The following is a 21,857-nucleotide window of genomic DNA, read 5'->3' as shown; positions in this document are numbered from 1 at the left end:
GCCGAAGGGCTTGGCGGGTGGCTGATTGGCGACAAAGGCTATATCAGGCCTTGGCTCAGCTCAGAATTGGCAAAACGGGGCATCAGCTTGCAGACACCCTTACGGAAAAACATGGACGACCCGCGCCCGAAGGCCTTCGTCAGGCAACTGACGGCCACCCGAAGGTTGGTTGAAACCGTTATCGGACAACTGACCGAAAGGTTCCACATCGAACGGATCAGGGCGCGTAACCTTTGGCACTTGGCCAACCGTGTCATCCGCAAGCTGCTCGCCCATACCGTGGGGGTGTTTCTGAATTGTTGCCTGGGCCGCCACCAACCCCTCCAATTTGAGGGGTTGGTACAAATATAAAAAGTCGAACATCGCGTTTATCTACTAATTTGCGACAACTCCATAATTCTGCATTTGTTTTTTATACATATATTCATCATATTCTTTCTGGCTAGAAAATCCTTGGCGTTGCCATACTGCCAAAACATTTTTTTTTGATGATACATTATTTTGTTGCTCCAATTCCCAATCATGCGCCCAATCTTCTTTCAGGGCATTATTTAAAAATCCTGCATATGATTTATCAGCTTTAGCATTGCTATACAAAACATTTCGACGAACATAATCAAATCCATGCTTTCTTTCAAAAGATTCTAAGGCTGATAGCACTGTTTTTTTTGTTTTATGCGGCTCAGGCACTAATTCCAATAATTTATCCGATAAGGAGCCAATATCGGCTAATTTAATAGGTAAATTTATAGGTTGGTTTACCATGATTTCATTAGAAGTCCGCGAATCCCATTTTTTTGAATAAATATGAAAACGAATCACTGCAATTTTGCGCCCGTGTTTGATTTCATCAAATTCAAAATAAATATCTGATTTCAATTTAAGCTCCTTTTGGACAGGTTCCAAAATTCGTTCCCTAAAATTGCCGTAAAGTTGATATTGATCTTTTCCAATACCAAGCATTTCACGAAGTTTTTGCAGATCAATTTCACGTTTATTTAAACTTTCATATTGTTTTAACAAGCTGTACATCCTCATGGTATACTGACTTTTAAAACTCAAAAGCATTTCAAGTTTACTTGAAGTAAAGTTTCCTTTAAGCTTTAACAAATATGGTTTTAATAAAGGATCAAACGTCAAATTAACCATTCCTGTACCGTTAATATAATCGGCAGATGATACCCAATGAGTCTGTAATAACCTCCCAAGCTCCTGTATCTCTACAACTTTCTCCAATAAATGTTTAGTAATCTTTTTACAATCTGCATAAATATGATTTTTATTAATGCCTAAAAACTCAGCCAACTCAATGAGGCTAATGCAATAAGGATTTAAAATCCTCATCTTCTGGTTGAATCCTCGCAATCATAGTCAAAATTAACCGTTGCTCTCCTAACGTCAAATTATAACGAGCTTCAACTAATTCATTAGCTTGAGTCACTATCAATGAAGATAGTGAATGTTTCTTTTTTGCATTAACCATAGAATGTCCAAAAAATCTTTAATGCCATAATAAAAATGACACTGTTTTTGTTATAGTTTAAATATAATTAATTGTTTTATATAAGTAAAAAATTATTTTTATATAAAAAATTAGAGGTAAATCGAGAAAAAATCACCTGAAAAACTGATTATTTTTTTAAATATCTAGCATTAACGCTATTTCTATAGCAGATTACACTGTTTTTGTTATAGTTCACACTGTTTTTGTTATAGTTCACACTGTTTTTGTTATAGTTCACACTGTTTTTGTTATAGTTCACACTGTTTTTGTTATATTTAGCGTCGTAACCGCATGATATATTTGTAGAAAAAAGCCCCTAAAACAATAAAAACAATAAAAACAATAAAAACAACTACTACTAGCATCTTTAAAAATCATTAAAATGAAATCAGTTAGTAGCTTTTTTAAGCTTATTTAAATAAACGTACACCTTAACGCTCCCAGCAGATTCCTTAAATCTCATCCCTTTCATCTGTTCCACAATAACATCCAAATTTGCCGCAGCATCATTGATAATTTCAATGGTGATGATCCTAGCGTTACCAATGCAGAACTCAAACAGGTAAATGGCGACGGTGGTTTTGCCCACACCATCGGAGTAGTTAATCACGGCTAGTTTCATTTGTTGCTTCATAAGGTCAATTGTCAATAAATTCCTCGTCGGCGGTTTCTTGTTCGATGCGGTTTTTTTCTGCTGCCAGCCATTTTTTGATTGTGGCGGAGCCTGTCTAGCCAGATGTCAGCAACGCGGTGAGCGACGGGCTTGGCGTTGCCGAGCGGTCTTGGGTTTGTAAGGAGTAATGTATTGGCACTTGCAGCCGCCACCTCGCCCGTCTAAGGGCTTTTTCTAACCGTCTCATGGTGAAACCGTAATGTCGGTGGAGTGCCACCAGCACGGTTTTACTCCCCACCCCAGCCGCCAAGGCGGCTTCGACTTCAGCGAGGAGGTCGCACAGCATTAGCGATTAGCTCCTGCCTTCCATTCCGGCGGCCAATGCTCGTAATGAGTCCGCAACTGCTTCTTTGTCCGCCATCAACGTCCCCTTAATCATCATCGCAGCGGGCGGCCGCTACTCCACTGCGCCTTAATCCCGCACGGCTTATTCTACTGGGATTGGCGGAAATGATAAGCGCGAAAAGTCGCGTTTTTTTGGTAGAGTTCGGTGTGACTTGGACTTTGCTCTCTTATAAACTTAAGAGAAATCGGGGTCATTAGGCCAAAGAAAAACAAGTTCTGGCCGACCGACCGTAAGGATTCGTGTGTAGATTGATAGTAGTGGCCTGCAACCCACATCCCGCCTACAATAAGGCCGTTTTAACCGCACTATGTAGTCCGAAACCGAATGGTTACGGACATGCCTCTTTGTGGTGTGTACAAAAGTAGGCTGAATGTATTTCGTACACCTGCTATAACTCGTACATCCATTTCGGACGGATTGAATTGGTTTTTTGTTCATACATAATACTGCTCAACTATCAATTTACGAACGAATCCTTGCGGTTGATCAAATGCACCCAGCGACCGCGCTTGGTCAGCCTGAGCCAGTAATTGCGCTAACAGGCGGATTTCGCAATCAATGAAATACCGCCGCGCCACTGCCTTGGCTTTCTTCTCCACCATCGCCAGATCCTTGGAGACATCTAGCTTAGGGTGATATTCAATAAGGACGACACAACCCTTTGTTATCACAGCCATTGCCCATTTTGGCAATGGACACATAATCCTCACTTTCAACTAGCCCGTATTCGGTATCCGTTGTTTGATCCAGTTCGAAAAATACCATTTCACACCCAAAAATCGGTGCAACGCCCGCGCATCCACCACAGGGCGCAATGTCCTCCCAATATCCGCAGCGAACACGGAAATCAGGCCGTCCGCCACGGACGGCGTTAACGTGCCGCCCCTACACCTACACTGACACCATCGGCATCAGTTTTCGTCATACCTTTCCCCCTATCCCAAACCATCACCCCTTTTTGCCCTTCATCCATCCCCCGTTTTAGTGATGGATGACAGCCGTACCTTTTGGCTAACCCAAGCCATTAAAAATCCTCCAAAATCCAGAATTCTCCCCACCTGGTCGGGCAAACAGCCCCGCCGCCGCACACAAGACCAAAAAACCGCTACGGTTAAAAGAAAATTCACGGCTTACCCAGCCGGAAAGGGTGTGTACAACGGGGAGCAACGCGCGTCTTCTTACCCGCCGCGCAAAGCGGGAACAATAATGCAACCCTTACGGAAAAAAGGGATGGCCAATCACGGCCACCGTCACAACACGACGGCGGCAGTACCTTTTTTACAGCCCGTGACAGGAAAACCCCCAAAAACCCCCCAACAAAAAATGCTGCCGTCCGCGAAGGACAAGGGGTTTCGGGGCTACGACGGAAACCGTTTATGTCCGACATAAACGGTTTCAAAGACCCCGCGCCATCGCCAAACCCGACCGCCAAGCGCGGTGGTTTTGCCCCGGCGCGGGGCGAAGAGGCCAAAAAGACAGGCCGCCAGCGGCCGTGCCCAATAGGCATCGGGGAAATGCCGTCTTGCCCAAGCCCGGCAGGCGGGCGCAAAACGGAGGTGAAGTGACCCGCAGCCCCTCACGGGACGGCAGGCAGGAGCAAGCCCAAGCGCAACATCACAGATGTGGCCCGAAGCCTGGAGGAATTAATGCCTGGCGACTACGTCGCTTACCGTGTCGTCAAGTCATTGTTTCTGTTAGTATCGCGTACAGAAACGCCGTGTTTTCAAATCGCGGCGAAAGCCGCTTTGTTTCTATGCCGCGGCCAAAGGCCGCTGTGTTTCAATATCACGGCAAAGCCGCTGTGTTTCTAAAGTTGTCCGGTGCGGCCTCCTGCCGTCAAAACACTGACTTAAGCCCCGACTGTTTATTCGTCGTTTAAGGCGCTGAACTGGCGCCGCCTGATGACCCCTGCCTGGAATCACGATATGCGGATAAGATTGTCCGCCAAGCCACACACCGTTGTCAACCGGTTGATTAAACGGCGGATTCCGCCAACTGGCGCCCACCGAACCCCACCAAAAAAACGCCACTTTTCGCGCTTATCATTCCCGCCAACCCCCGTAAGAATAAGCCGTGCGCAACTGAGGCGCACTAGGGCGGAACTAGGGCGCAATTAGGGCGGAACTAGGGCGCAATTAGGGCGCAACTAGGGCGCAACTAGGGCGCAACTAGGGCGGAACTAGGGCGCAATTAGGGCGGAATTAGGGCGGAACTAGGGCGCAATTAGGGCGCAATTAGGGCGCAATTAGGGCGCAATTAGGGCGCAATTAGGGCGCAACTAGGGCGCAACTAGGGCGGAACTAGGGCGCAATTAGGGCGCAATTAGGGCGGAATTAGGGCGGAACTAGGGCGGAACTAGGGCGCAATTAGGGCGCAATTAGGGCGCAATTAGGGCGCAATTAGGGCGCAATTAGGGCGCAATTAGGGCGCAATTAGGGCGCAATTAGGGCGGAACTAGGGCGGAACTAGGGCGGAACTAGGGCGGAACTAGGGCGCTGTCAGTGCGGAGGTAGGGTGCATTTAAACAAACGATAGATTTGTTTCATAGGTTTTCCTGTAAAGTCACAGGTGGCGCGGCCTTATGCTATTTTCAAGCTTCCCAATTTTAACCTGCCTTTTTTTGGGAAGACTTAACCATCATTACTCAATGGCTCAAAAAGCATAGAAAAAAAATTAATATCGTCGATGGGATTGAAAGATGGCTGGTTGCAATTGAAATTTTGCATGACCTCTGCAATGCGGCTTAGGATGGCCGCTATGTCCTATTTTTATATGTATGTCGGCTGTACCCATAAAACCTGCGGCAAACGCTTCGACGACCTGACCGGGACAGTTTTGTCTGGGCATCACCAGCCATTGTTAGTCTGGGTTTTATGCTTATATTTCATGGGGCAGAACCTTTCCAACCACCAGATTGCCCAGGAGCTTGACCTGAACAAGGACGATTTGCAGTACATGACCTAACACTTGGTGGCGGGCCACAAAGGCCCGCCCGATAAGGTCGCGGAAGCCGGACGGAAGCCCCGGTGCCTCCGCCTGCAAGGCGCGCCCGGGCGTGGCACCTTGGCGACGGAAAAACCGCCCGTCTTCGGCATGATCCGGCGCACGGGTGGGCCGACCCGTAAGGATTCCTTCGTAAATGCGTAAAGTCGCCCTGTAAGGTGCGTCATGCCTAGTATTCTCACGTTTTTGATATTTTGTTAGCCTGCTCTGTAGAACTGTCCCAATTGAACCCTATTGGCAAAACGGCCCTGAAGCCTGCATTCTACCGTAACAAAATAGTAGTTCATTTAAAGTAGGCTTTAATTGGGACGAAGGTTTTACATTAAAAATGCTTACTTTACTCATTTACGAAGGAATCCTTACGCCTAGCCAGCCAAATGCAACCATCAAGCGATCAATCGTGCCGCGCAGATTTTGGCTGAGCAACTGTCCGCATTGAAGGATAAGGAACACCGCGCCCTGGGCAGAGCCGCCCGCCAAACTTGCGGACGCTATGACGGCGAACTCGCGCGGGATGATGAATCCGGCCAGATCATCGGTATCTATCGCCGGAGCGGTTATGCGCCATTTTGATAGATTACTAAGTGATGATTTTTTTATGCTTAAGCATCCATTTCCTTCGCCACCATTGAAGTGTTGGTGAATTCGTTTTTGTAAAGGTAAAGTATCGCTTGTTGCAATACCGTTGTAAACCAAGCTAAAACCATCAGAAGAAAATTGAGAAACGTGGGTAAGATTTTCGTGAAGCTTTGCCAATTCAGCTATATTTATCGAGCTTTCTTGAGGACTGGGCGTGCAATTTTTTAAGTCATTTATAGTGTAATTTGTATAAATCCAATATAGGCCTTTGGATTTCAGCGGTGGTGAGTTTGTGATTTGCAGATCGCCATTTGGTTTATGCGATATTTGAAGGGTTCGTGATTGTCTAAATGTTTCTATATTTTCAAGCAATGAGCGCAACATAGTTATTCAAAATATGATTGATTAATTTAACAAATACCATATCGATTTTTATCGATCATTAAGAAACTTTCCGCAGTCTGACCGAAACCACACTAGCAGAGAAGGGCAAATAATGGGTGCATTTAAACAAACGACACTAAAGTCCCATAGGATTTATTGAAAAGCCACAGACGGCGTGGCCTTATGCTATTTTCAGGCTTCCCAATTTTTACCATGTTTAATCTGCCATTTCTTGGGAAGCCTTAACCATGATTGCTCATCAGGAATATCAATAGCTCGGAAGGCATAGAAAAAACGAACGTTTACACAATAGGGAAGATTAGATAAAAATGTCTGATATTCCTATATGTTTTCTTATCGAATAAGCCGTAATTTATGGTATTCATCGAATAACTCAACTGCGTCAGTAGTGCGCGGCGATACACCGGAAGTTTACGCCTTATCACCGCTCAAAATCCTATGGGACTTTGGTGTCGTTTGTTTAAACTTACCCAATAATGACTGGAGAAACGCCTTACAAAATCAATCCGACGCATATTGCCTATACCGTGCGTGACTTTACCAAAAAAGACACAGGTGAAACTGATTCCTCATGGCTGAAAATTGGCGTTGCCTGGTTGCACAAGGACGGCCACGGTTTCGACGTGCAGCTCGAAGCTTTTCCTGTCAATGGCCGTGTGGTGTTGCGGACAAATGATGATCGCGTTAAGGAACTGCACAAGCAGTTACGCCGTAAATCTGCTGATTAAATTCTTATACTAGCTGACCACGGTTACTTATTGGGCAACGGCCAAAGTCAAGTAATTAGTAGGCTCTTTTTTTCAAAGTAAGTACAGCATATTCAATCTTCGATTCATTAAGATGATAAGTGTATTGATCACAGCAAGTATCGCAGAAAACATGAGCAACCATTTTTTGCGTCTTATCATCTTGAACATAAACTATATATAGACCATCTTGATGGCCGTTCATCTGACAATGACAATCTTGATCCATTTTAATAAACCTAGAATGGGACAATGGAAAAAACTGATTCATTAAAGGCATCATCCTAGGCAAGCTTATGATTATTTGTTCTATTTCCCGAGGTTCATAAAACTTATAGGCGTATCTATTAGAAGAAACCTTTTCAACTGACTGCCTTAAAGATTCAGTTACATTAGACGAATAAACAAACATAAAACCATTACATTTGTGTTCAAACAACTTGTTTATATTTGCGCAGTCATCATTTTGACCTATCGTTCTGCTCCGATGCTTACAACTAACTAACCACCTATAACTGCCTTGACTATAAGCAAGACTTTCCTCACAGATAATATCTACACCACCATCAGAACCAATCGCCGCACCACGTAGAATTTTATATCCCAAATGTCGTAAAAAAAGTTCGGCAAACTTTTCAAAATCATAACCTGATTTAATTTCACTAAAGTCTATCAGCATTACTTAACCTCTTAATGAATATTTGTTTTTCTATTATAATCGTTGCACGGCAAATATTGAGCAATTTGGTGACGGATAATTTACGATTATTTTTGCACTATCATTAAACAGTGAAGGTCACCGTCCCAGCTTTACACAGCGTTTTTGCAGCCTTCAATAATGAACTTCTACTTTAATCTAACCACCGTCTGAACTCTTGATAACGGGTCTTATCAAGAGTTAAGGCTTGAAAGGCTTGTCATGTCTTGATTAGACACTTCGTATACTTTTGTCTAGTGTTTCAAGCTATAACGCAAAGTTCATCTGGCTGAGCGATAGCGAAGCTCCGCTGACAAGGTTGAGCTACCGTGAAACTCGACTGATGGGCTTCGTACCTTAGCCCATCTATCCAGCCGATTGTTATGTTTTTTTATTCAATTCGATCAATATCAATCATTTCCAATTCACGCCACCAATCAACAAGGCTATTGAATTCATCTTTTAGCCATAAATATTTTGGTTGAACTCGCGAATTGCCTTTAAATGTCTCGATATGCCTGATTATCCATTCTCGTACTATTATCAGATAGTTATCAAAACTTCCTGCGTAGGGAGGAAACAAAAACCACGTCCAGTACCGCTGGTAATAGAGTCCGTCTTTGTCTTTACCGTAGAAAGCAGGTGCTAAAGGAACCGCTCCTTCCTCTAATTCAAAAAAATCAGTGATATCAGGATCTATGATGACTCTTGGAAATTTGGCTTTATCCTCTTCTAATTTGTAAGCCTTAATATATGAGGTTCCAAATACTACTTTATTATGGTGAAACAATTTTCCCTTTGTTATCGCCCCTCGACAAAAAACTCCGTCATAAGCTAGATCAGCGGTAATTTTATGTATTTTTCTAGACAACCCTTTGAATCCATCAAGAGTTGGCTCTGCCGAAATTATAATGCAGTCAGATACATAGGTAAGTCTTGGATCACCTAACTCCCTCTCAATTAAGCCGTGTTCTGTTTCAATGTAAATAGGAAGGTCAGAACAGTAATTTGGATCAGTAGTTTCTTCATCCATAAAATTCAGGATTGACTTTATTCGTTTCAAATCCAGATTATCATTTCGATTATTTGACTCGATGCTCTTAACGATTTCAGAGAAGCCAAGAATATCGAGAAAAGCAACGAACCGCTCTTCCATAATATGATTTTCATCTAAAATTGAATTCATTCTCGATTCTCTAAGTTCAGCAGTCTGTGCGAAAGCGAAGCCCCGCTGACAACGTTTAACGGCATTATCCTGACATCAGGTTAGGGTACAGCCTATAATGACAGCCCATTCTTGACGGGGTAGCATAGATTATGATGCTAAGTTACTTTTTTTACCAAAAGGTATTTATCATCAGCTATGCGCCATCACATCTTCAAGTTTTGTGGCCTTAACAAATCGTGCAGAGTTCTCGCCGATTGCCAAAGCCTCGAAGTGCGCCTCGCCACATTTTATCTTGGCGCTTTCCTTGTCTCGCAGATCATCGGTGAAAAGACTGCCCTTGGTTTCCACAACAAAATAGAGCCGTTCTGCACCGTCCAACTCCAACAACACAGCCCAGTCCGGGTTATAGCTGCCTAGTGGTGTCTGAACTTTGAACCAGTCCGGTAGCTTGGCATATACCTTAACTGACTCGTTTTTTTCTAGCTGCTCTGCGAAACTGCGCTCGACACCGGCAGAGTCATAGACAACATGCTCATGCACTGACTTTTCGACGGCTAGCATGTTCTTTAGATAGCCAGTCAATTCTTCCTGCTCGAAAAGCTCCTGAGCATAATAATCCTCATCACCAATACGCTGATATTTGATGCCATCTACCAAGGCCAATCGTTTGGTGCGGTTGATGGTTTCACTGGCGAATTCGATAAACTGTTGCGGGTTCCGGGCAAAATCATTCAGCCGGTTGCAGCTATTTAGGATAGCGACCAAACTGCGACGGGTTAGCTGGGTTTTATCCTGTAAATCAGTCAGAATGTCAGGTAGCTCAATATCTCTTTCATCTAGTGTGATGGATGCGCCCGTAGCGGTTTCTTCCGCAATGACCCCTCCCCTGCCAATGGCAAGATCGGCTTTGCGAATATTGACCCGTGTTTTGGTGATGGGAGGACAATGCCAGATAGCTTGAGCGCAATCTTTCAGCAATTTTTCATTGTCAAATTGCACCCTGTAAGTGGTTTTATGCTTAATACGATCCCACAATGCCTTGAATTGCTCTCCGTGCAAGATGGCTTGCCGTGTTTTAACCTGCTTTCGCTCATTGGCATCTTTTATTTCTAGTTTTCCGGCGAGCTTGCGCAAGATTTCTTTGACCTGCGGGAGCTGCGCGGAGAAGTCTTCCGGCAAGGTTAGCGATCCATCCTTAAGCACTTTGCGCAAGGAATCTTGAACCTTACCCTTTGCATCCAGATAACCTGTCTCTTTTAGATGGTTCCAGAGAGCCTCAGATTGCGCCACGCCTAACGGCTGGGTTTTGCCAGTGGCATCGGTCACAGAAATAGAGGCGAACTGGTGTTTTTCCACGATACCAAAGCGGATACCCGTATCGGCTTCAATCTCTTTTTGTAGGTTTTCGGCAAATTCCTCGTAGCTTTCGGTGGCGATAACGGTCAAGGTATTGATGTCAAAGCCGCGCAGTCGCTCGCCATTCTGGTTGACGCATAGGCGCAAACCGCGTCCGATAGTCTGCCGCCGTTCCCGTTCGGTTCCGATCTCGCGCAATGCACAAATCTGGAAAATATTGGGATTGTCCCAACCTTCTCGCAGTGCAGAATGCGAAAATATAAACTTGAGCTTGGTATCTAAGCTAAGCAATTTTTCTTTGTCTCTCATAATGAGGTTATAAGCACGTTCGGCATTATCACGGTTGCCCTGATTATTCTCGGCGGTGTCTGTCCAAACGCCCTTTTTGTCGATAGAGAAATAACCGTCATGCACTTCTTCAAGCTCGGCGCTCAAATCCACCTCATTATTAAATAGGCTTTGATAGTCTGGATGAGCCGCCAGACGACGATATTCTTCTTCGAACATCACCGCATATTTGCCTTTTTCACGCACACCGTCGGCGGTATAGCGGCGGTAATGATCGACAACGTCGATGAAAAATAGGCTCAGAACCTTTATTCCCTGAGGGCGTAGCCGCAATTCTTTATCTAAGTGTTCTTTGATCGTGCGCCGGATCATCAACCGCTTGAGTGCGTCGGCATCCACGTCACCGATAGCTTGACCGATCCGTAACCAATGCTCGCCACCTGGTATTTTCAGTTCGACCAATTCATTGTCCTTTTCGCAACGAATTTCCCCGACCAGACAATTGGTGTAAATGGCTCGGCCTGTCGTTTGTTCCAGGTCATCGCCGTCCTGCACAGTCTTTGGTTCGCGGCGGACATGTCCCTTGCTTTGAACATCCAGTTCTAGCTGAGCGGAAATAACGCCACGTTTATTACTAATTCCCAACACTTTTACATAAGCCTTGTTGTGACCACCATCGACTTCTAGGGAAGCCACTTCAATCTGCTTGACCAGCTTGCGTTCGTAAGCATCCACGGCATCGAGACGGAAAACCATGTTGTGTTTGTCCACATGGGTCGCCGAATAACGCAGCGTGCAGAGCGGGTTCATGGCATTGAGCGCCTGTTTACCCTGCCCTTGCAAGCCGCCATCGACACTTTGCGGTTCATCGACGATGATAATTGGGAGAGTCGCCTTTATCAGGTCGATAGGCTTCTCACCGCCGGTTTTCTCGCTGTCCTTATAGAGGTTATTCACGTCCTTCTTGTTGATAGCGCCGACTGTCACCACCATGACCTGAATATTCGGGCTGGTGGCAAAATTACGCACCTGGCCGAGTTTGGATGAGTCATATTGAAAGAACTCATAGCCCTTGGCTCCAGGATACAAACTCTCGAAATGGTCGCGGGTGATTTCCAGGGTCTTGTTGGTTCCTTCCTTAATAGCCACGGAAGGCACAACGATCACGAATTTAGTAAAGCCATAGCGCTTGTTCAGCTCGAAAGCCGTGCGCAGATAGACATAGGTTTTCCCTGTGCCGGTTTCCATTTCCACGGTAAAATCACCAGAGGCAAGACCAGATGCAGGTTTTAGGCCGTTGCGAAGCTGAATATCGCCGAGATTGGCGAGAATTTCATCATCCAACAATTGCAAGCGGTTGCCGATGCCGAGATCGTTCGTTGAGAAAATATCGTTTTGACCGCCCACTGCATTATGGGTGACAGTGAATTCGGTTCGGCAGGTTTCTTGCCCACGAAACAAGTCACATACAGACTCAATAGCGTCGTGTTGGTAATCAAGATTGGGTTCGAAGTGAAGCTTCATACTTTCCCTATTTTATTTAGATTACTGAGTTTATCTGACATATTTCTGCGTTGTAGCACTGCCAAACTTCATCAAGCGGTGTCGGCGGAGATGACTCAAGGTTAAGGAATATCAACCTCTTGCGAGCGCGTGTAATTCCAACGTACAGGCGATTAACCTGGGAAGCCTCATAGAGGTCATAATTTTCGATGTATGGCAAAACGACCATATCAAATTCGAGACCTTTAGCATTTAGCACCGAAGTAAAATGTCGAAGATGTCGCCTTGATAAATCTAACCTTTCAGATAGCTCAGTATCGATGAGGTTTTCGGTTAGGGATGGGCGAAGCCGATTATGAGTTTCCGCTGCCATATCGGCATTTGGAAGAATAACTGCGGCTGTTTGACCTCTCGGCACTTCTTGTAGTATCTCCACAATTTTCTGATCCATTTCTGCCACCGTCATATAGTTAATAGATTCCGGCCCTCGAATTGATCCATGCCTTTGCTCCAAACGACGTTTCAAATCTTCAGAAATTATCAATTCCTGCGATTTCTCATGCAACTTTGCGCGGAAACATGCGCTGAACAAAGCTAACCCAGGTGATTCTAATTGTCGTATGTTTTCACGCAGACTTACATGTGGAACAATTCTTCCTGGAAAACAGGCAGGAATATCAATATGGCTACCATGATGCAACTTTTGCCCTATATCACCGACTACAGTTACCGCCTGATATTCTGGACGAGCTTGTCCGGCCATCAAGTAAATTTGCTGTTCGGTAAAATCCTGCACCTCATCGATAAATACTGACTGATAAAATGGTGGCTCTTTGAATAATGCAGACTTACCCTGGAATCCTCGCCCAATTAAATGAGAAAGACAAAGCAGTAAATCAATATCAATTTCAGCCAGTTTTTTGTTTTGGAGTTGTTTAAGGATGTTGTTGGCAACTATAGGGTCAGGATAGAAATGGGGGTAATTTAACAAAGTTTCCAAATAGGTGTCCGCGATATAAGCTAGCGGGTTGAGAAGTTTGTTGTTCAAGCTCCGAACGATTTGGTTATCAATGGATCTTGTTTTTACATTAATCGAATTATTTTGTATATCTATCTGGCCTTCATCGCTCTGCTCCTCTTCAGCCACTTCCTCAGGAAGAGGTGCTTCAGTAGGCAGCAAATGCAGCTTTTGTCTTCCGAGACCACGTTTTAACAAGAGTGCCTTCAAACGCCCTTCACGCGACACATATATTTTTTCAGTGGCCTCAGACAATAATCCGAAATACAGTTTCTCATGGCTAAAATGAACTGCTTTAAAGTTAGTTCCGTGTTCGTCCTTAACCAAAGCCTTCCCTTCTACTAACAGCGAACGAGCGTTTTCATCCCAATCGAGCAACTGACCGTCTTGCGTCATTAAACAGAGTGAGCTGTCGATCAGACCATCCTCGTTTGTGAACACTAAGAGAGCTGAAGATCGGTGAAATAATGGCACCTTCTGATTAATCAATTGGGTAGCCATTGCACTTTCTGTTGAGGAAAAAAATGCCTGATTGCCATCATCAAACCAATACACGCTGGCACTTAGTACATGATTCCGTGTTTCCTGAATGACTCTATAAATTTGCTCTGCTAAGCCATCTAAAGCAAATCTGCCTGAGCCTTTGGGCTGTCGCAAAGAGGACTCAATACTGTTCAATTTTTCACTAAGGTAATCAATCGCCGCCTTCGCAACTCTAAGTGCAATCGAACGATGTTCAGGCTTAAAACGATCTGCGATTATCTCTGCACTAGGTAAACTAGCTATTAATGAATTTCCAATTTTGTTTGCAATAGCTTGGTCTGCGGCGAAAAACCAATCCATTGTGGTTTCCACATGGGAGTTTCGAGGTTCTGAAAGTCCCGTCCAACGCCATCCAGGGACACCACTCCGTTCTAGTTTTCGATGTTGACGTAACTTGCTCTGCAATTCCTTGTATTCAAGGATCGGTAAATGAGAAAGGTCGATTCGACGACAAGTTTCCCTGAGATACTGGATCAATTCACCTGTTCGAACGAATCCTACGCTACTATCTTGGGAAAATTGGCCAGCATACTTTTCAGCCCAATAATCCAGATGATCTCCAACAACTTCCCGAAATGATTCTTCATCTATAGCATGTTCAACATTAAAATCACATAGCATTTTAGCCCGCCCAAGAGCAGCTGACGTTTTTCCAGAGCCTGCAACCCCTTCTACGAACATAGGGCCAAATGGTGAACGAGAAACAATTTTCTCTTGATCGAGTGTACGGTTAACATAAAAAACTTCGTTTAAGCCAAAATATTCCTCAGCTTGGTCTTGACGGGTATCGTCCAATTCATCCGAATCATCTATTTCAATGACACCGCCAATATCAAACTCATCATCCTCAACAATTGTCATGTGGAGAATTTCGACTTCTGGCGGTAAAGGCTTAGTTTTAGTTAGTTCAGAAGACAGATCAGATTCAATGTGTTGTCTAGCAAGATCTAATTCTGTTAGAGGCCGTTTTTCTGTTTCTAGGGAGGGAAGAGTAATGATCTGACCATGTAGATTTCTTCTTAAATCAGTAATCTCGGCATCTCCGTAATCTCCATGCACCTCCATGCGCAAAAAATTACGGATATTGTCTTCAAATTGTTGTCCTGAATAACGATCAAATAATCGAATCTCTGCAACCCTATATTCACCCCAGAGTTTACTTTCGGATTCAAAACCAGGGCGGATAAAAGAACAAAGTCGCCCGATGGAAGAATGTGGTGTTGCTAATCCAGAAGCCTCACTCGGACCAGGTGCAGATGTTGATGTCAGACGAAATTCCAAGCGCCCTTTATACTCTGTGTCAATAACCACGGTTTTTCCGTAAGCGTGTCGTCGAACAGACTGATAATTATTATCTCCACGTTCAAAAATCATTTTATTCGAGTAATCAATTACCTCGCTCAAAACCTCAAGTTCAGTTTTGCAGTATATTTTTTCTTTTAGCTTGGAAAGTTTTTTGGTCATTGTTTGGGTAATCCTTCTCGAGACAACTTTGGATTATTGGAGAATGCGGCTTAAATGCTTCGCACGTTTTCCAGACCATTCTGCTGGAGAATAGCGGTTAGATTGGTTTTACCCACATCGTCGGCAAAGGAACTGTCACGGAATACTATTTGGGCTTCACCAGACGGAGATAATTGCTTATGCCATTCCACTATTCCTAAGGCCAAAGATTCGGCCTCATCGTTGCTGATTTGCGGAGCTAGACAGGTTAGTAAAGTGCCAGAACCAATGCTGTGAACGGTCTTGCCTGAGATGGTTTTCTGTTCAATAGGCACGGTCAGGTCTAAGCCCAGCTTGAGCAGTAGCTCGAACAAAATATCCTGTTCGGTGCGGTCTGTTTTCAGGTGTTCGGCGTATTGAAGAAGCGTATCGGCCAAATCATCCCTATTAGGTTCCCAAGCGTGGATATTGGAAGAGTCCAGTTTGAACACGCGGAAGCCTGTATCGCCATTGAAGATGGGATTTTCGTCTTTGATTTTTCTACCGGCGCGGCGCAGGCGTTCTTTTGTTAGTTCCGCTATGGTGCGAGGTCTGCCAAGTTGGTCGCAGAAATCGGAGGCGGTTTTTTGATCTTTATTCTCAGGATCGAGCGGCTCAGGAAGTTGAACGAGAATATAACGGCGATTTGCGTTATCAATAGCATTTTGTGCCATAACGGCATGACCAGTAGTACCAGAGCCAGCAAAAAAGTCGCACACTAACTCACCAGCCTCAGAAGTTTGGCTAATAATTTCTTGTATCATCACATTGGACTTTGGAAAGTTGAAACATTGACTCCCCATTAGCGCACGCAATTGTTTGGTAGCGTTACTATTTAAAGGGAATCGCATGTTCAACGCATCATCTTGCTCATCTGTGCTTTCAGCAGCAGTTAGTATCCATGTAGAAAGAGGTTTTTTATTTGAACGCAACTCAGCTAGATGCCTCTTATACATGGGCGTTCCGTTAGGATTTGTCGGAAATATCACCTTGCCTTCAGTGATAATGCGTTTCATTCGCTCCGACTCGTAAGCCCATACTCTGTTGGGATTACATTGGAAAACAATTTCTGATTCTGGGTCAGTAATGGGGTAAAAAAGATTTGGACGCTCTTCAGCTGTTTTGTTGCAGGTTAGATTATCTCTTGCCCAAGCTCCGCGTGGATCGTTGTCTGGATTTGTGTAGTTGGATAAATTCTTCTCTACACCAAGAAATTCAAACTGAGATGATTTAGCAAAAACTAATAAATATTCATGATCAGCACTCACATAGAATGACTTTGAGTCATTAGCCCCTGTTCGGCGTTTCCAAGGAAAAATTCCAACAAAATTTTCCTCGCCAAAAACATCATTCGTCAATTGTCTTAGATTAATCAGTTCGTTGTCATCAATGGATATAAAAACAACTCCGTCATCGCGCAATAAATTCCTCGCAAGTTTTAGCCTCGGATACATCATATTTAGCCAGTCGGTGTGGAATCTCCCACTGGCTTCGGTATTGCTGCTGATTTTCTTGCCGCTTTCTACTTGTCCGGTGAGTTCCAGGTAGTTTTTGATATTGTCCTGAAAATTATCTGGATAAACAAAGTCCTTGCCGGTGTTATAGGGCGGATCGATATAGATGAGTTTCACTTTTCCAGCATAGCTTTTTTGCAAGAGTTTGAGCACTTCCAGATTATCGCCTTCGATCATCAGGTTTTGAGTGGTTTCCCAATCTACGCTTTCTTCTGGACAAGGGCGTAGTGTGCCGGTTGACGGCGTTAACGCAATTTGTCGGGCACGACGTTTGCCGTGCCAGTTTAGGCCGTATTTTTCCTCGCGGTCATCAACCGTACCGCCAAGCAATTGTTTCAATACATCGAAGTCCACCTTGCCTTCTGTGAAGGCTTCGGGGAACAGTGTTTTTAGTTGCTCTATGTTTCCTGCAACTAGGTCGGCACTTTGGGTTTCTGGATCTTGGTCAGTCAATTTCTGCACGGCTATTTTCCTTTATGCCCTTTAGGGTATTAGAGTGTTGTTTTTATTTCGGCCAATTCTGCTTCCAGCCTTTTGATTGTTATATTAAGTTCCACGCGGCGATTGAGCTGCTTTTCCTTCACGGCTTGGTTGCGTAAGGTCGTTAATTCATAATGGATCCGTGCATATTTTGCCAGCCCATCCCGCAAGATTGTTGAGCGTTCCGTGGAAGTCGGCGGGGTGAAACTGCCCGTAATGCTTGCAGCTTCCAGTCCGGCCAAACGGTCTATCCAGGCCTGATATAAAGCAAACAGATCAGCGGCAGGCAAAGTCGAGAGCGCAAGGCTGGATAAAAATAGGGTCTCTGGTTCAGCCAAGGCGTTCGGATTAATCGCGGCTGTTCTGTGCAGGTCTTCAATCACCACTTTGCCAGCTTCGCCTTGCGACCAACGCTTATGAGCCATGGAAAGGCTAACCTTTCCGCTTTGGCCGGACAGCAGCACAACGGGGTATGGAATAGCCCGATGAATCAGTTCTATCAGCCGCGCAGGCTTTGCCGCTTGGCGGAAAGCGACAATAAGAACAGCGATTTCCAGATACTCCCGCACTTCGTCACGATAATCCGGCACGCCGATATTGGTAGGCTTGAGCGCGGCGATCCAGTGTAAGTCCTCGATGCCATCTTGAATTTGCCGTTTGTCGGCAGCGGTCGGCACCCCTTGATCCAGCAACAGTTTTTTCGGCACGCGCTGATCGACACGGGCATCTGGTGGCAAAGCGAAAGCATCGATCACCGGAGCAAAGATCATGCGGGGACGGATTCCGGTAGAATGACCAGAAAGGCTACGACCTCGAAATCGTTAATGCCTTGGAACTCGCCTTTTTGGGCGTGAGTTCCGCCTGGGGTAAACAGGCTGGCGACCGCCCGTTCTTCTTTCTTGCCGACGATAGAGGCGACGGCTTTGGCAAGCAAATCCTGCACGGCATCCATTTCTTTGCCGTCCCGCGTGGTTTTATCGAAGCGGGCACAGGCCAAGGCATCCGGCAGATCACGGCCTATGCAGACCTTTTTCAGTCGGTCTAGCACCTGCTTGGCTTGATTGAAGGGCAGCAATACGGTTCCATCATCACCAATGTGAACCAAGTAATGCGGCGCAAGGGGATAGCCCGGTTCCACCAAATCCAAGGCTGCATCGCCTACGGCACGCAGGCAAAAAACGACACCCGACAGAATGCCAGTTTCGCCTAAATCATCTGTGGTAGTGACGGCAAAAGTGCCAAACGGCAGACTGTCTAAACGATCCTGATGGTCTTTAAGGAATCCAGCCAAATCAATACGAAAATCGGTAAGCGTCAAATCGGCAATTGAAACACCGCTGCTCAAGTCTTCCAAGTCGATGACGGAATCCTGAAGCTTCAAAAGCTGTTTGCGGCGATATTCCAGATCGTTCATTTGGTTGCCGGATTGCTGCTCGATGACGTTTTCCTCGCCGGTGGCGGAAATATCCAGCAAGACCATACGCCCACTCACCCGTTGTTCCAGGTTAATGTATTCCTCCAGCTCAATATTCGGCCAGAAATTGACAAGCTGAATCTGCGTGTTGATCGAACCGATACGGTCTATACGCCCGAAGCGTTGAATGATCCGCACCGGGTTCCAGTGAATGTCATAGTTGATAAGCGTATCGCAATCTTGCAGGTTTTGCCCCTCGGAAATGCAGTCGGTCGCAATCAGAAGGTCAAGTTCGCCTTCATTAGCTAACTCGTCTGGGCGTTCCTTGGAGCGTGGCGAAAAGGCAGTGAGGATACTCGCCAGGTCATTACGAAGATTGGGCAGCGTGGATTTGTTGCGTCCGGTTCCGGTCAGAATGGCCGTGTTCAATCCCAGTTTCTCATGCGCCCACGGTGCAAGCTGCTCATACAAATACTTAGCGGTATCGGCGAAAGCGGTAAATACGATTACCTTACGGTTGCCTTTATTGATCGGGGTCGCCACTTTTTGTGCGATAACTTGCTGCAATGCGGCTAATTTTGCATCGCGTTCAGGGTTTACCTGTCGAGCCGCCGAAAGCAAGGTGGCAAGCCGGTTGCGGTCTTCGGTGAGGTCTTGCCGCCAACGCACCAAGTCCACGTCTTGCAACAATACCCGCACTTTACGCCCGACCAACAGGCTTTCAAACGCGGCATCATCCACGTCCACATCTTCAATGTTGATTTCTTCAATGCTGCTCTCGTGCCCTTCCAGTTTGGCGAGTGTGGCTTTTACGTCGGTAAGTTGACGCTCAAGGGTCAGTGAAAAAGATGATACCGCGCTTTCCATCCGCTTAAGGACATTGACACGCAGCAGGTGAACCAAACTTTCCTCCCGGTCAGATTGCCGGAAAAAGCTCTCGCCGCCGCGAATCTGGGTGCTGTATTTTGCATCATAGGCAGCCTGTTTATGGGGCAAGACATAGCGGAGCGGCGCATAAACGGCCAAGGTAAGGCGGCGGATTTCATTATTGATTTCCCGAATGGAGCGAAATTCACCGGATAAATCCACGTCGGGCTTGATGTTGATCGGCTTTAACCGTTCTGGAAATTTGCCGGTTTCCGCCGTGCCGTAGTATTTCTCAATATGCTTGCGCGAACGGGCAATGGTGAGCATGTCCAACAGCTTAAAATAGTCGAAGCCGAGCATGTCCATGAGCCGTGCAGGCCTGCGATCTGTATCTTCCAGGGCAAGCCAGCGGTTGAATTGGAGTTGCGCCTGTCGGATAGTCGCTTCGATACTGGGGATTCCGTGTTCGAACAGCGCGGTATCTTTACCTTCGGTTACAAAAGCAATCTGGTTTTTCAAGTCGGCAAGGCGGTTATTAACCGGCGTGGCGGAGAGCATCAGCACGCGAGTCTTTACACCTTGCTGGATGATCCGGCGCATCAGCCGGTCATAGCGCGTTTCGCGGTCTTTGTGGGTGGCCTTGTTGCGGAAGTTATGGGATTCGTCGATAACCACCAGGTCATAGTTACCCCAATTGACGTGGTTGAGGTCAATGTCGCCGGACAAGCCGCTATCACGCGATAAGTCAGTGTGGTTTAACACGTCATAGTTGAAACGGTCGGAAGCAAGGCTGTTGCGCCGGTCGTTGGTTTTATAGATCGTCCAGTTGTCCCGCAAACGCTTAGGGACGAGAACCAGCACACGGTCGTTACGAAGCTCATAGTATTTAATGATAGCCAGGGCTTCAAAGGTTTTACCTAAACCCACGCTGTCGGCGATAATGCAACCGCCATGCCGATCCAGCTTGTCGATAGCACCCACCACGCCATCGCGCTGAAACTTGTATAACTTCTTCCAGACGGTTGTATTACGGATGCCAGTCGCGGATTTAATGATACGCTCTTCATCAAGTTCCTCGCCCATGTCTTTAAATAGGCGGTAGAGAATCAAATAGTAAACAAGGGAGGGTTCTTTGTGTTCGATCAATTCCCTGAGCATGGCGAGGAAGTCGTTTTTTGCTTCGGGTGCGGCGGGCAAACTGTCCCACTGGGTTGTAAACCAGGAGCCGAGAAGAGCGCATTCCTCCACACTCTCGGAAAGCTGGATAAGGCCAAATTGGTTGCCAGGGGTAATGCCCAAGCCTTCCGTTGAAAACGAGCAATTTCCGGTAATGACGCGATTAAGCGTTTTTTCCGAACTGTCTGTGATGAGCGTCGCTTGCGGAATAACCCCTGGAACGCGCTTAATTTCCGTGGTCTTCCCTATCCAATCGGCACACTGCTTTGCCAACCATCGGGTTTGGAGGCGGTTCCGAAAAGAACGGTCAGCGATAGAATCGACAATCCCCAAATCCCCCGCTTTGGCATTGGGCAACATTATGCGGCACTTATCCAGCTTATGCAGGAGTTCCCGCACTTCTCCAAAGGCGAAAAGCGAAAAAGAAGGCGAGGCTACGTCAAGTTTAGATTGCGCTATAAGGCATTTGCGCAGTTCATCAATAACCCGCTCGTTTCCGCTATTTTTGAGTATTTTCATGCGTTCCTAGATTCAACAAATTCTTCCCATACCCCGGTGGCTTGTATCATTGCATAGCCGACCCCAATACGTTTTGGCGCATTTTCTCGTGTCTTCAGGCATTGTCGCACATAACGGCTTGCCGCTTCATCAGGCAAAAGCACAATTTTTCATCTTAATAACACGACACCGAGTAGCCATTCGGAACAAAGCAAAGTGATTATGGGGTTAATTAACCAAAAGAACGGTTTGTCCTTAGACCTCTCTGGATTCCTTTGTATCAGTGGCTTACAGGCGCAAGCTCAGTTTTTTATCCTATCACAAGACACCAGTAAGCCATCCGTAAAAATAACCCAGTGATAAGGCCTCATATCACGCATTTGGCTTGTCTCATAAAGTGAAGTTTCATTTACACATCCCAAGCCCCCCGCAAACCCGCATCCCACCGTGTAAACAATATCCTGTTATCGGTTTATTTTACATGTGTTATGATAACCCTTAAAACTTAATTTACAATCAGGGGGCTACCATGACAGGCCAACAGGTGGGCTATATCCGCGTCTCATCCGCACAACAAAATACGGACAGGCAATTGGC

General features: G+C 45.7%; 18 protein-coding genes. 4 read left to right on the top strand and 14 right to left on the bottom strand.

Annotation, left to right across the window (positions count from 1 at the left end):
- A partial coding sequence (locus AADEFJLK_RS22600; protein ID WP_282957379.1) for a transposase occupies nt 1-351 on the top strand: 351 nt, incomplete at its 5' end.
- 24 nt (nt 352-375) lie between these two features.
- Here AADEFJLK_RS22600 and AADEFJLK_RS22595 read toward each other — a convergent pair.
- The 6 genes from AADEFJLK_RS22595 to AADEFJLK_RS26165 form a co-directional block, all read right to left on the bottom strand.
- Nucleotides 376-1,344 carry a replication initiation protein gene (locus tag AADEFJLK_RS22595; RefSeq protein ID WP_103975890.1) on the bottom strand — a complete coding sequence of 323 codons (969 nt, stop codon included), beginning with the start codon at nt 1,342-1,344 and terminating at the stop codon, nt 376-378.
- Complete coding sequence (locus AADEFJLK_RS26170; RefSeq protein WP_103975889.1) at nt 1,316-1,483, bottom strand: replication initiation protein; 168 nt, start codon at nt 1,481-1,483, stop codon at nt 1,316-1,318. Before AADEFJLK_RS26170 ends, AADEFJLK_RS22595 begins: the two co-directional genes overlap by 29 nt.
- Nucleotides 1,484-1,892: 409 nt before the next feature.
- Entirely contained in the window at nt 1,893-2,138 is a 246-nt protein-coding gene (locus AADEFJLK_RS22585; RefSeq protein ID WP_103975888.1) for a hypothetical protein, read from the bottom strand.
- 94 nt (nt 2,139-2,232) lie between these two features.
- Entirely contained in the window at nt 2,233-2,463 is a 231-nt protein-coding gene (locus tag AADEFJLK_RS24200; protein ID WP_146054714.1) for a hypothetical protein, read from the bottom strand.
- Nucleotides 2,464-2,957: 494 nt separating this feature from the next.
- Entirely contained in the window at nt 2,958-3,224 is a 267-nt protein-coding gene (locus AADEFJLK_RS22580) for a hypothetical protein (RefSeq protein WP_146054713.1), read from the bottom strand.
- Nucleotides 3,225-3,239: 15 nt separating this feature from the next.
- A complete protein-coding gene (locus tag AADEFJLK_RS26165) occupies nt 3,240-3,326 on the bottom strand; it encodes an antA/AntB antirepressor family protein (protein WP_428839037.1) in 87 nt (28 codons plus the stop codon).
- Nucleotides 3,327-3,899: 573 nt separating this feature from the next.
- On the opposite strand from AADEFJLK_RS26165, the gene AADEFJLK_RS22565 reads away from it, so the two are divergent.
- A complete protein-coding gene (locus AADEFJLK_RS22565; RefSeq protein WP_103975885.1) occupies nt 3,900-4,088 on the top strand; it encodes a hypothetical protein in 189 nt (62 codons plus the stop codon).
- A gap of 1,192 nt (nt 4,089-5,280) precedes the next feature.
- Nucleotides 5,281-5,487 carry a hypothetical protein gene (locus AADEFJLK_RS22560; RefSeq protein WP_249028119.1) on the top strand — a complete coding sequence of 69 codons (207 nt, stop codon included), beginning with the start codon at nt 5,281-5,283 and terminating at the stop codon, nt 5,485-5,487.
- 384 nt (nt 5,488-5,871) lie between these two features.
- Here AADEFJLK_RS22560 and AADEFJLK_RS22550 read toward each other — a convergent pair whose 3' ends face one another.
- Entirely contained in the window at nt 5,872-6,489 is a 618-nt protein-coding gene (locus AADEFJLK_RS22550) for a hypothetical protein (RefSeq protein ID WP_103975884.1), read from the bottom strand.
- A 497-nt stretch (nt 6,490-6,986) separates the two neighbouring features.
- Between AADEFJLK_RS22550 and AADEFJLK_RS22545 the strand changes: the two genes are divergently transcribed.
- Nucleotides 6,987-7,238 (top strand): hypothetical protein, encoded by a 252-nt coding sequence (locus tag AADEFJLK_RS22545; RefSeq protein WP_211299318.1) that lies wholly within the window; start codon nt 6,987-6,989, stop codon nt 7,236-7,238.
- 55 nt (nt 7,239-7,293) lie between these two features.
- Here the strand turns inward: AADEFJLK_RS22545 and AADEFJLK_RS22540 are convergent, their stop codons facing one another.
- From AADEFJLK_RS22540 to AADEFJLK_RS22510, 7 genes are all read right to left on the bottom strand, one after another.
- On the bottom strand, nt 7,294-7,935 hold the full coding sequence (locus AADEFJLK_RS22540) for a restriction endonuclease (RefSeq protein WP_103975883.1): 642 nt from the start codon (nt 7,933-7,935) through the stop codon (nt 7,294-7,296).
- A 409-nt stretch (nt 7,936-8,344) separates the two neighbouring features.
- On the bottom strand, nt 8,345-9,139 hold the full coding sequence (locus AADEFJLK_RS22535; protein ID WP_146054712.1) for a hypothetical protein: 795 nt from the start codon (nt 9,137-9,139) through the stop codon (nt 8,345-8,347).
- Between the two features lie 171 nt (nt 9,140-9,310).
- Nucleotides 9,311-12,289: a type III restriction-modification system endonuclease gene (locus AADEFJLK_RS22530; protein WP_103975881.1), complete on the bottom strand. Its 2,979-nt coding sequence runs from the start codon at nt 12,287-12,289 to the stop codon at nt 9,311-9,313.
- A gap of 16 nt (nt 12,290-12,305) precedes the next feature.
- Nucleotides 12,306-15,293 (bottom strand): ATP-binding domain-containing protein, encoded by a 2,988-nt coding sequence (locus AADEFJLK_RS22525; RefSeq protein WP_103975880.1) that lies wholly within the window; start codon nt 15,291-15,293, stop codon nt 12,306-12,308.
- Nucleotides 15,294-15,343: 50 nt separating this feature from the next.
- The gene (locus tag AADEFJLK_RS22520) at nt 15,344-17,287 is read right to left on the bottom strand and encodes a site-specific DNA-methyltransferase (protein WP_103975879.1); all 1,944 of its coding nucleotides are present in this window, start codon (nt 17,285-17,287) and stop codon (nt 15,344-15,346) included.
- Between the two features lie 29 nt (nt 17,288-17,316).
- Nucleotides 17,317-18,075 (bottom strand): DUF4391 domain-containing protein, encoded by a 759-nt coding sequence (locus AADEFJLK_RS22515; RefSeq protein ID WP_103975878.1) that lies wholly within the window; start codon nt 18,073-18,075, stop codon nt 17,317-17,319.
- Nucleotides 18,072-21,281: a helicase-related protein gene (locus tag AADEFJLK_RS22510; RefSeq protein WP_103975877.1), complete on the bottom strand. Its 3,210-nt coding sequence runs from the start codon at nt 21,279-21,281 to the stop codon at nt 18,072-18,074. Before AADEFJLK_RS22510 ends, AADEFJLK_RS22515 begins: the two co-directional genes overlap by 4 nt.
- Nucleotides 21,282-21,857 lie beyond the last annotated feature (576 nt).

The organism is Methylovulum psychrotolerans (assembly GCF_002923755.1).
Lineage (GTDB): Bacteria > Pseudomonadota > Gammaproteobacteria > Methylococcales > Methylomonadaceae > Methylovulum > Methylovulum psychrotolerans.
Note: the sequence above shows the minus strand (reverse complement) of the source record. Positions and strands in the feature narration are given on the sequence as shown.

Bases quoted from the DNA above. Each gene is read 5' to 3' on its own strand.
- AADEFJLK_RS24200 (WP_146054714.1), bottom strand. From the start codon at position 2,463: ATGCTGTGCGACCTCCTCGCTGAAGTCGAAGCCGCCTTGGCGGCTGGG.
- AADEFJLK_RS22530 (WP_103975881.1), bottom strand. From the start codon at position 12,289: ATGAAGCTTCACTTCGAACCCAATCTTGATTACCAACACGACGCTATT.
- AADEFJLK_RS22550 (WP_103975884.1), bottom strand. From the start codon at position 6,489: ATGTTGCGCTCATTGCTTGAAAATATAGAAACATTTAGACAATCACGA.
- AADEFJLK_RS22585 (WP_103975888.1), bottom strand. From the start codon at position 2,138: ATGAAGCAACAAATGAAACTAGCCGTGATTAACTACTCCGATGGTGTG.
- AADEFJLK_RS26170 (WP_103975889.1), bottom strand. From the start codon at position 1,483: ATGGTTAATGCAAAAAAGAAACATTCACTATCTTCATTGATAGTGACT.
- AADEFJLK_RS22515 (WP_103975878.1), bottom strand. From the start codon at position 18,075: ATGATCTTTGCTCCGGTGATCGATGCTTTCGCTTTGCCACCAGATGCC.
- AADEFJLK_RS22535 (WP_146054712.1), bottom strand. From the start codon at position 9,139: ATGAATTCAATTTTAGATGAAAATCATATTATGGAAGAGCGGTTCGTT.
- AADEFJLK_RS22545 (WP_211299318.1), top strand. From the start codon at position 6,987: ATGACTGGAGAAACGCCTTACAAAATCAATCCGACGCATATTGCCTAT.
- AADEFJLK_RS22510 (WP_103975877.1), bottom strand. From the start codon at position 21,281: ATGAAAATACTCAAAAATAGCGGAAACGAGCGGGTTATTGATGAACTG.
- AADEFJLK_RS22560 (WP_249028119.1), top strand. From the start codon at position 5,281: ATGTCCTATTTTTATATGTATGTCGGCTGTACCCATAAAACCTGCGGC.
- AADEFJLK_RS22595 (WP_103975890.1), bottom strand. From the start codon at position 1,344: ATGAGGATTTTAAATCCTTATTGCATTAGCCTCATTGAGTTGGCTGAG.
- AADEFJLK_RS22540 (WP_103975883.1), bottom strand. From the start codon at position 7,935: ATGCTGATAGACTTTAGTGAAATTAAATCAGGTTATGATTTTGAAAAG.
- AADEFJLK_RS22580 (WP_146054713.1), bottom strand. From the start codon at position 3,224: ATGTGTCCATTGCCAAAATGGGCAATGGCTGTGATAACAAAGGGTTGT.
- AADEFJLK_RS22525 (WP_103975880.1), bottom strand. From the start codon at position 15,293: ATGACCAAAAAACTTTCCAAGCTAAAAGAAAAAATATACTGCAAAACT.
- AADEFJLK_RS22565 (WP_103975885.1), top strand. From the start codon at position 3,900: ATGTCCGACATAAACGGTTTCAAAGACCCCGCGCCATCGCCAAACCCG.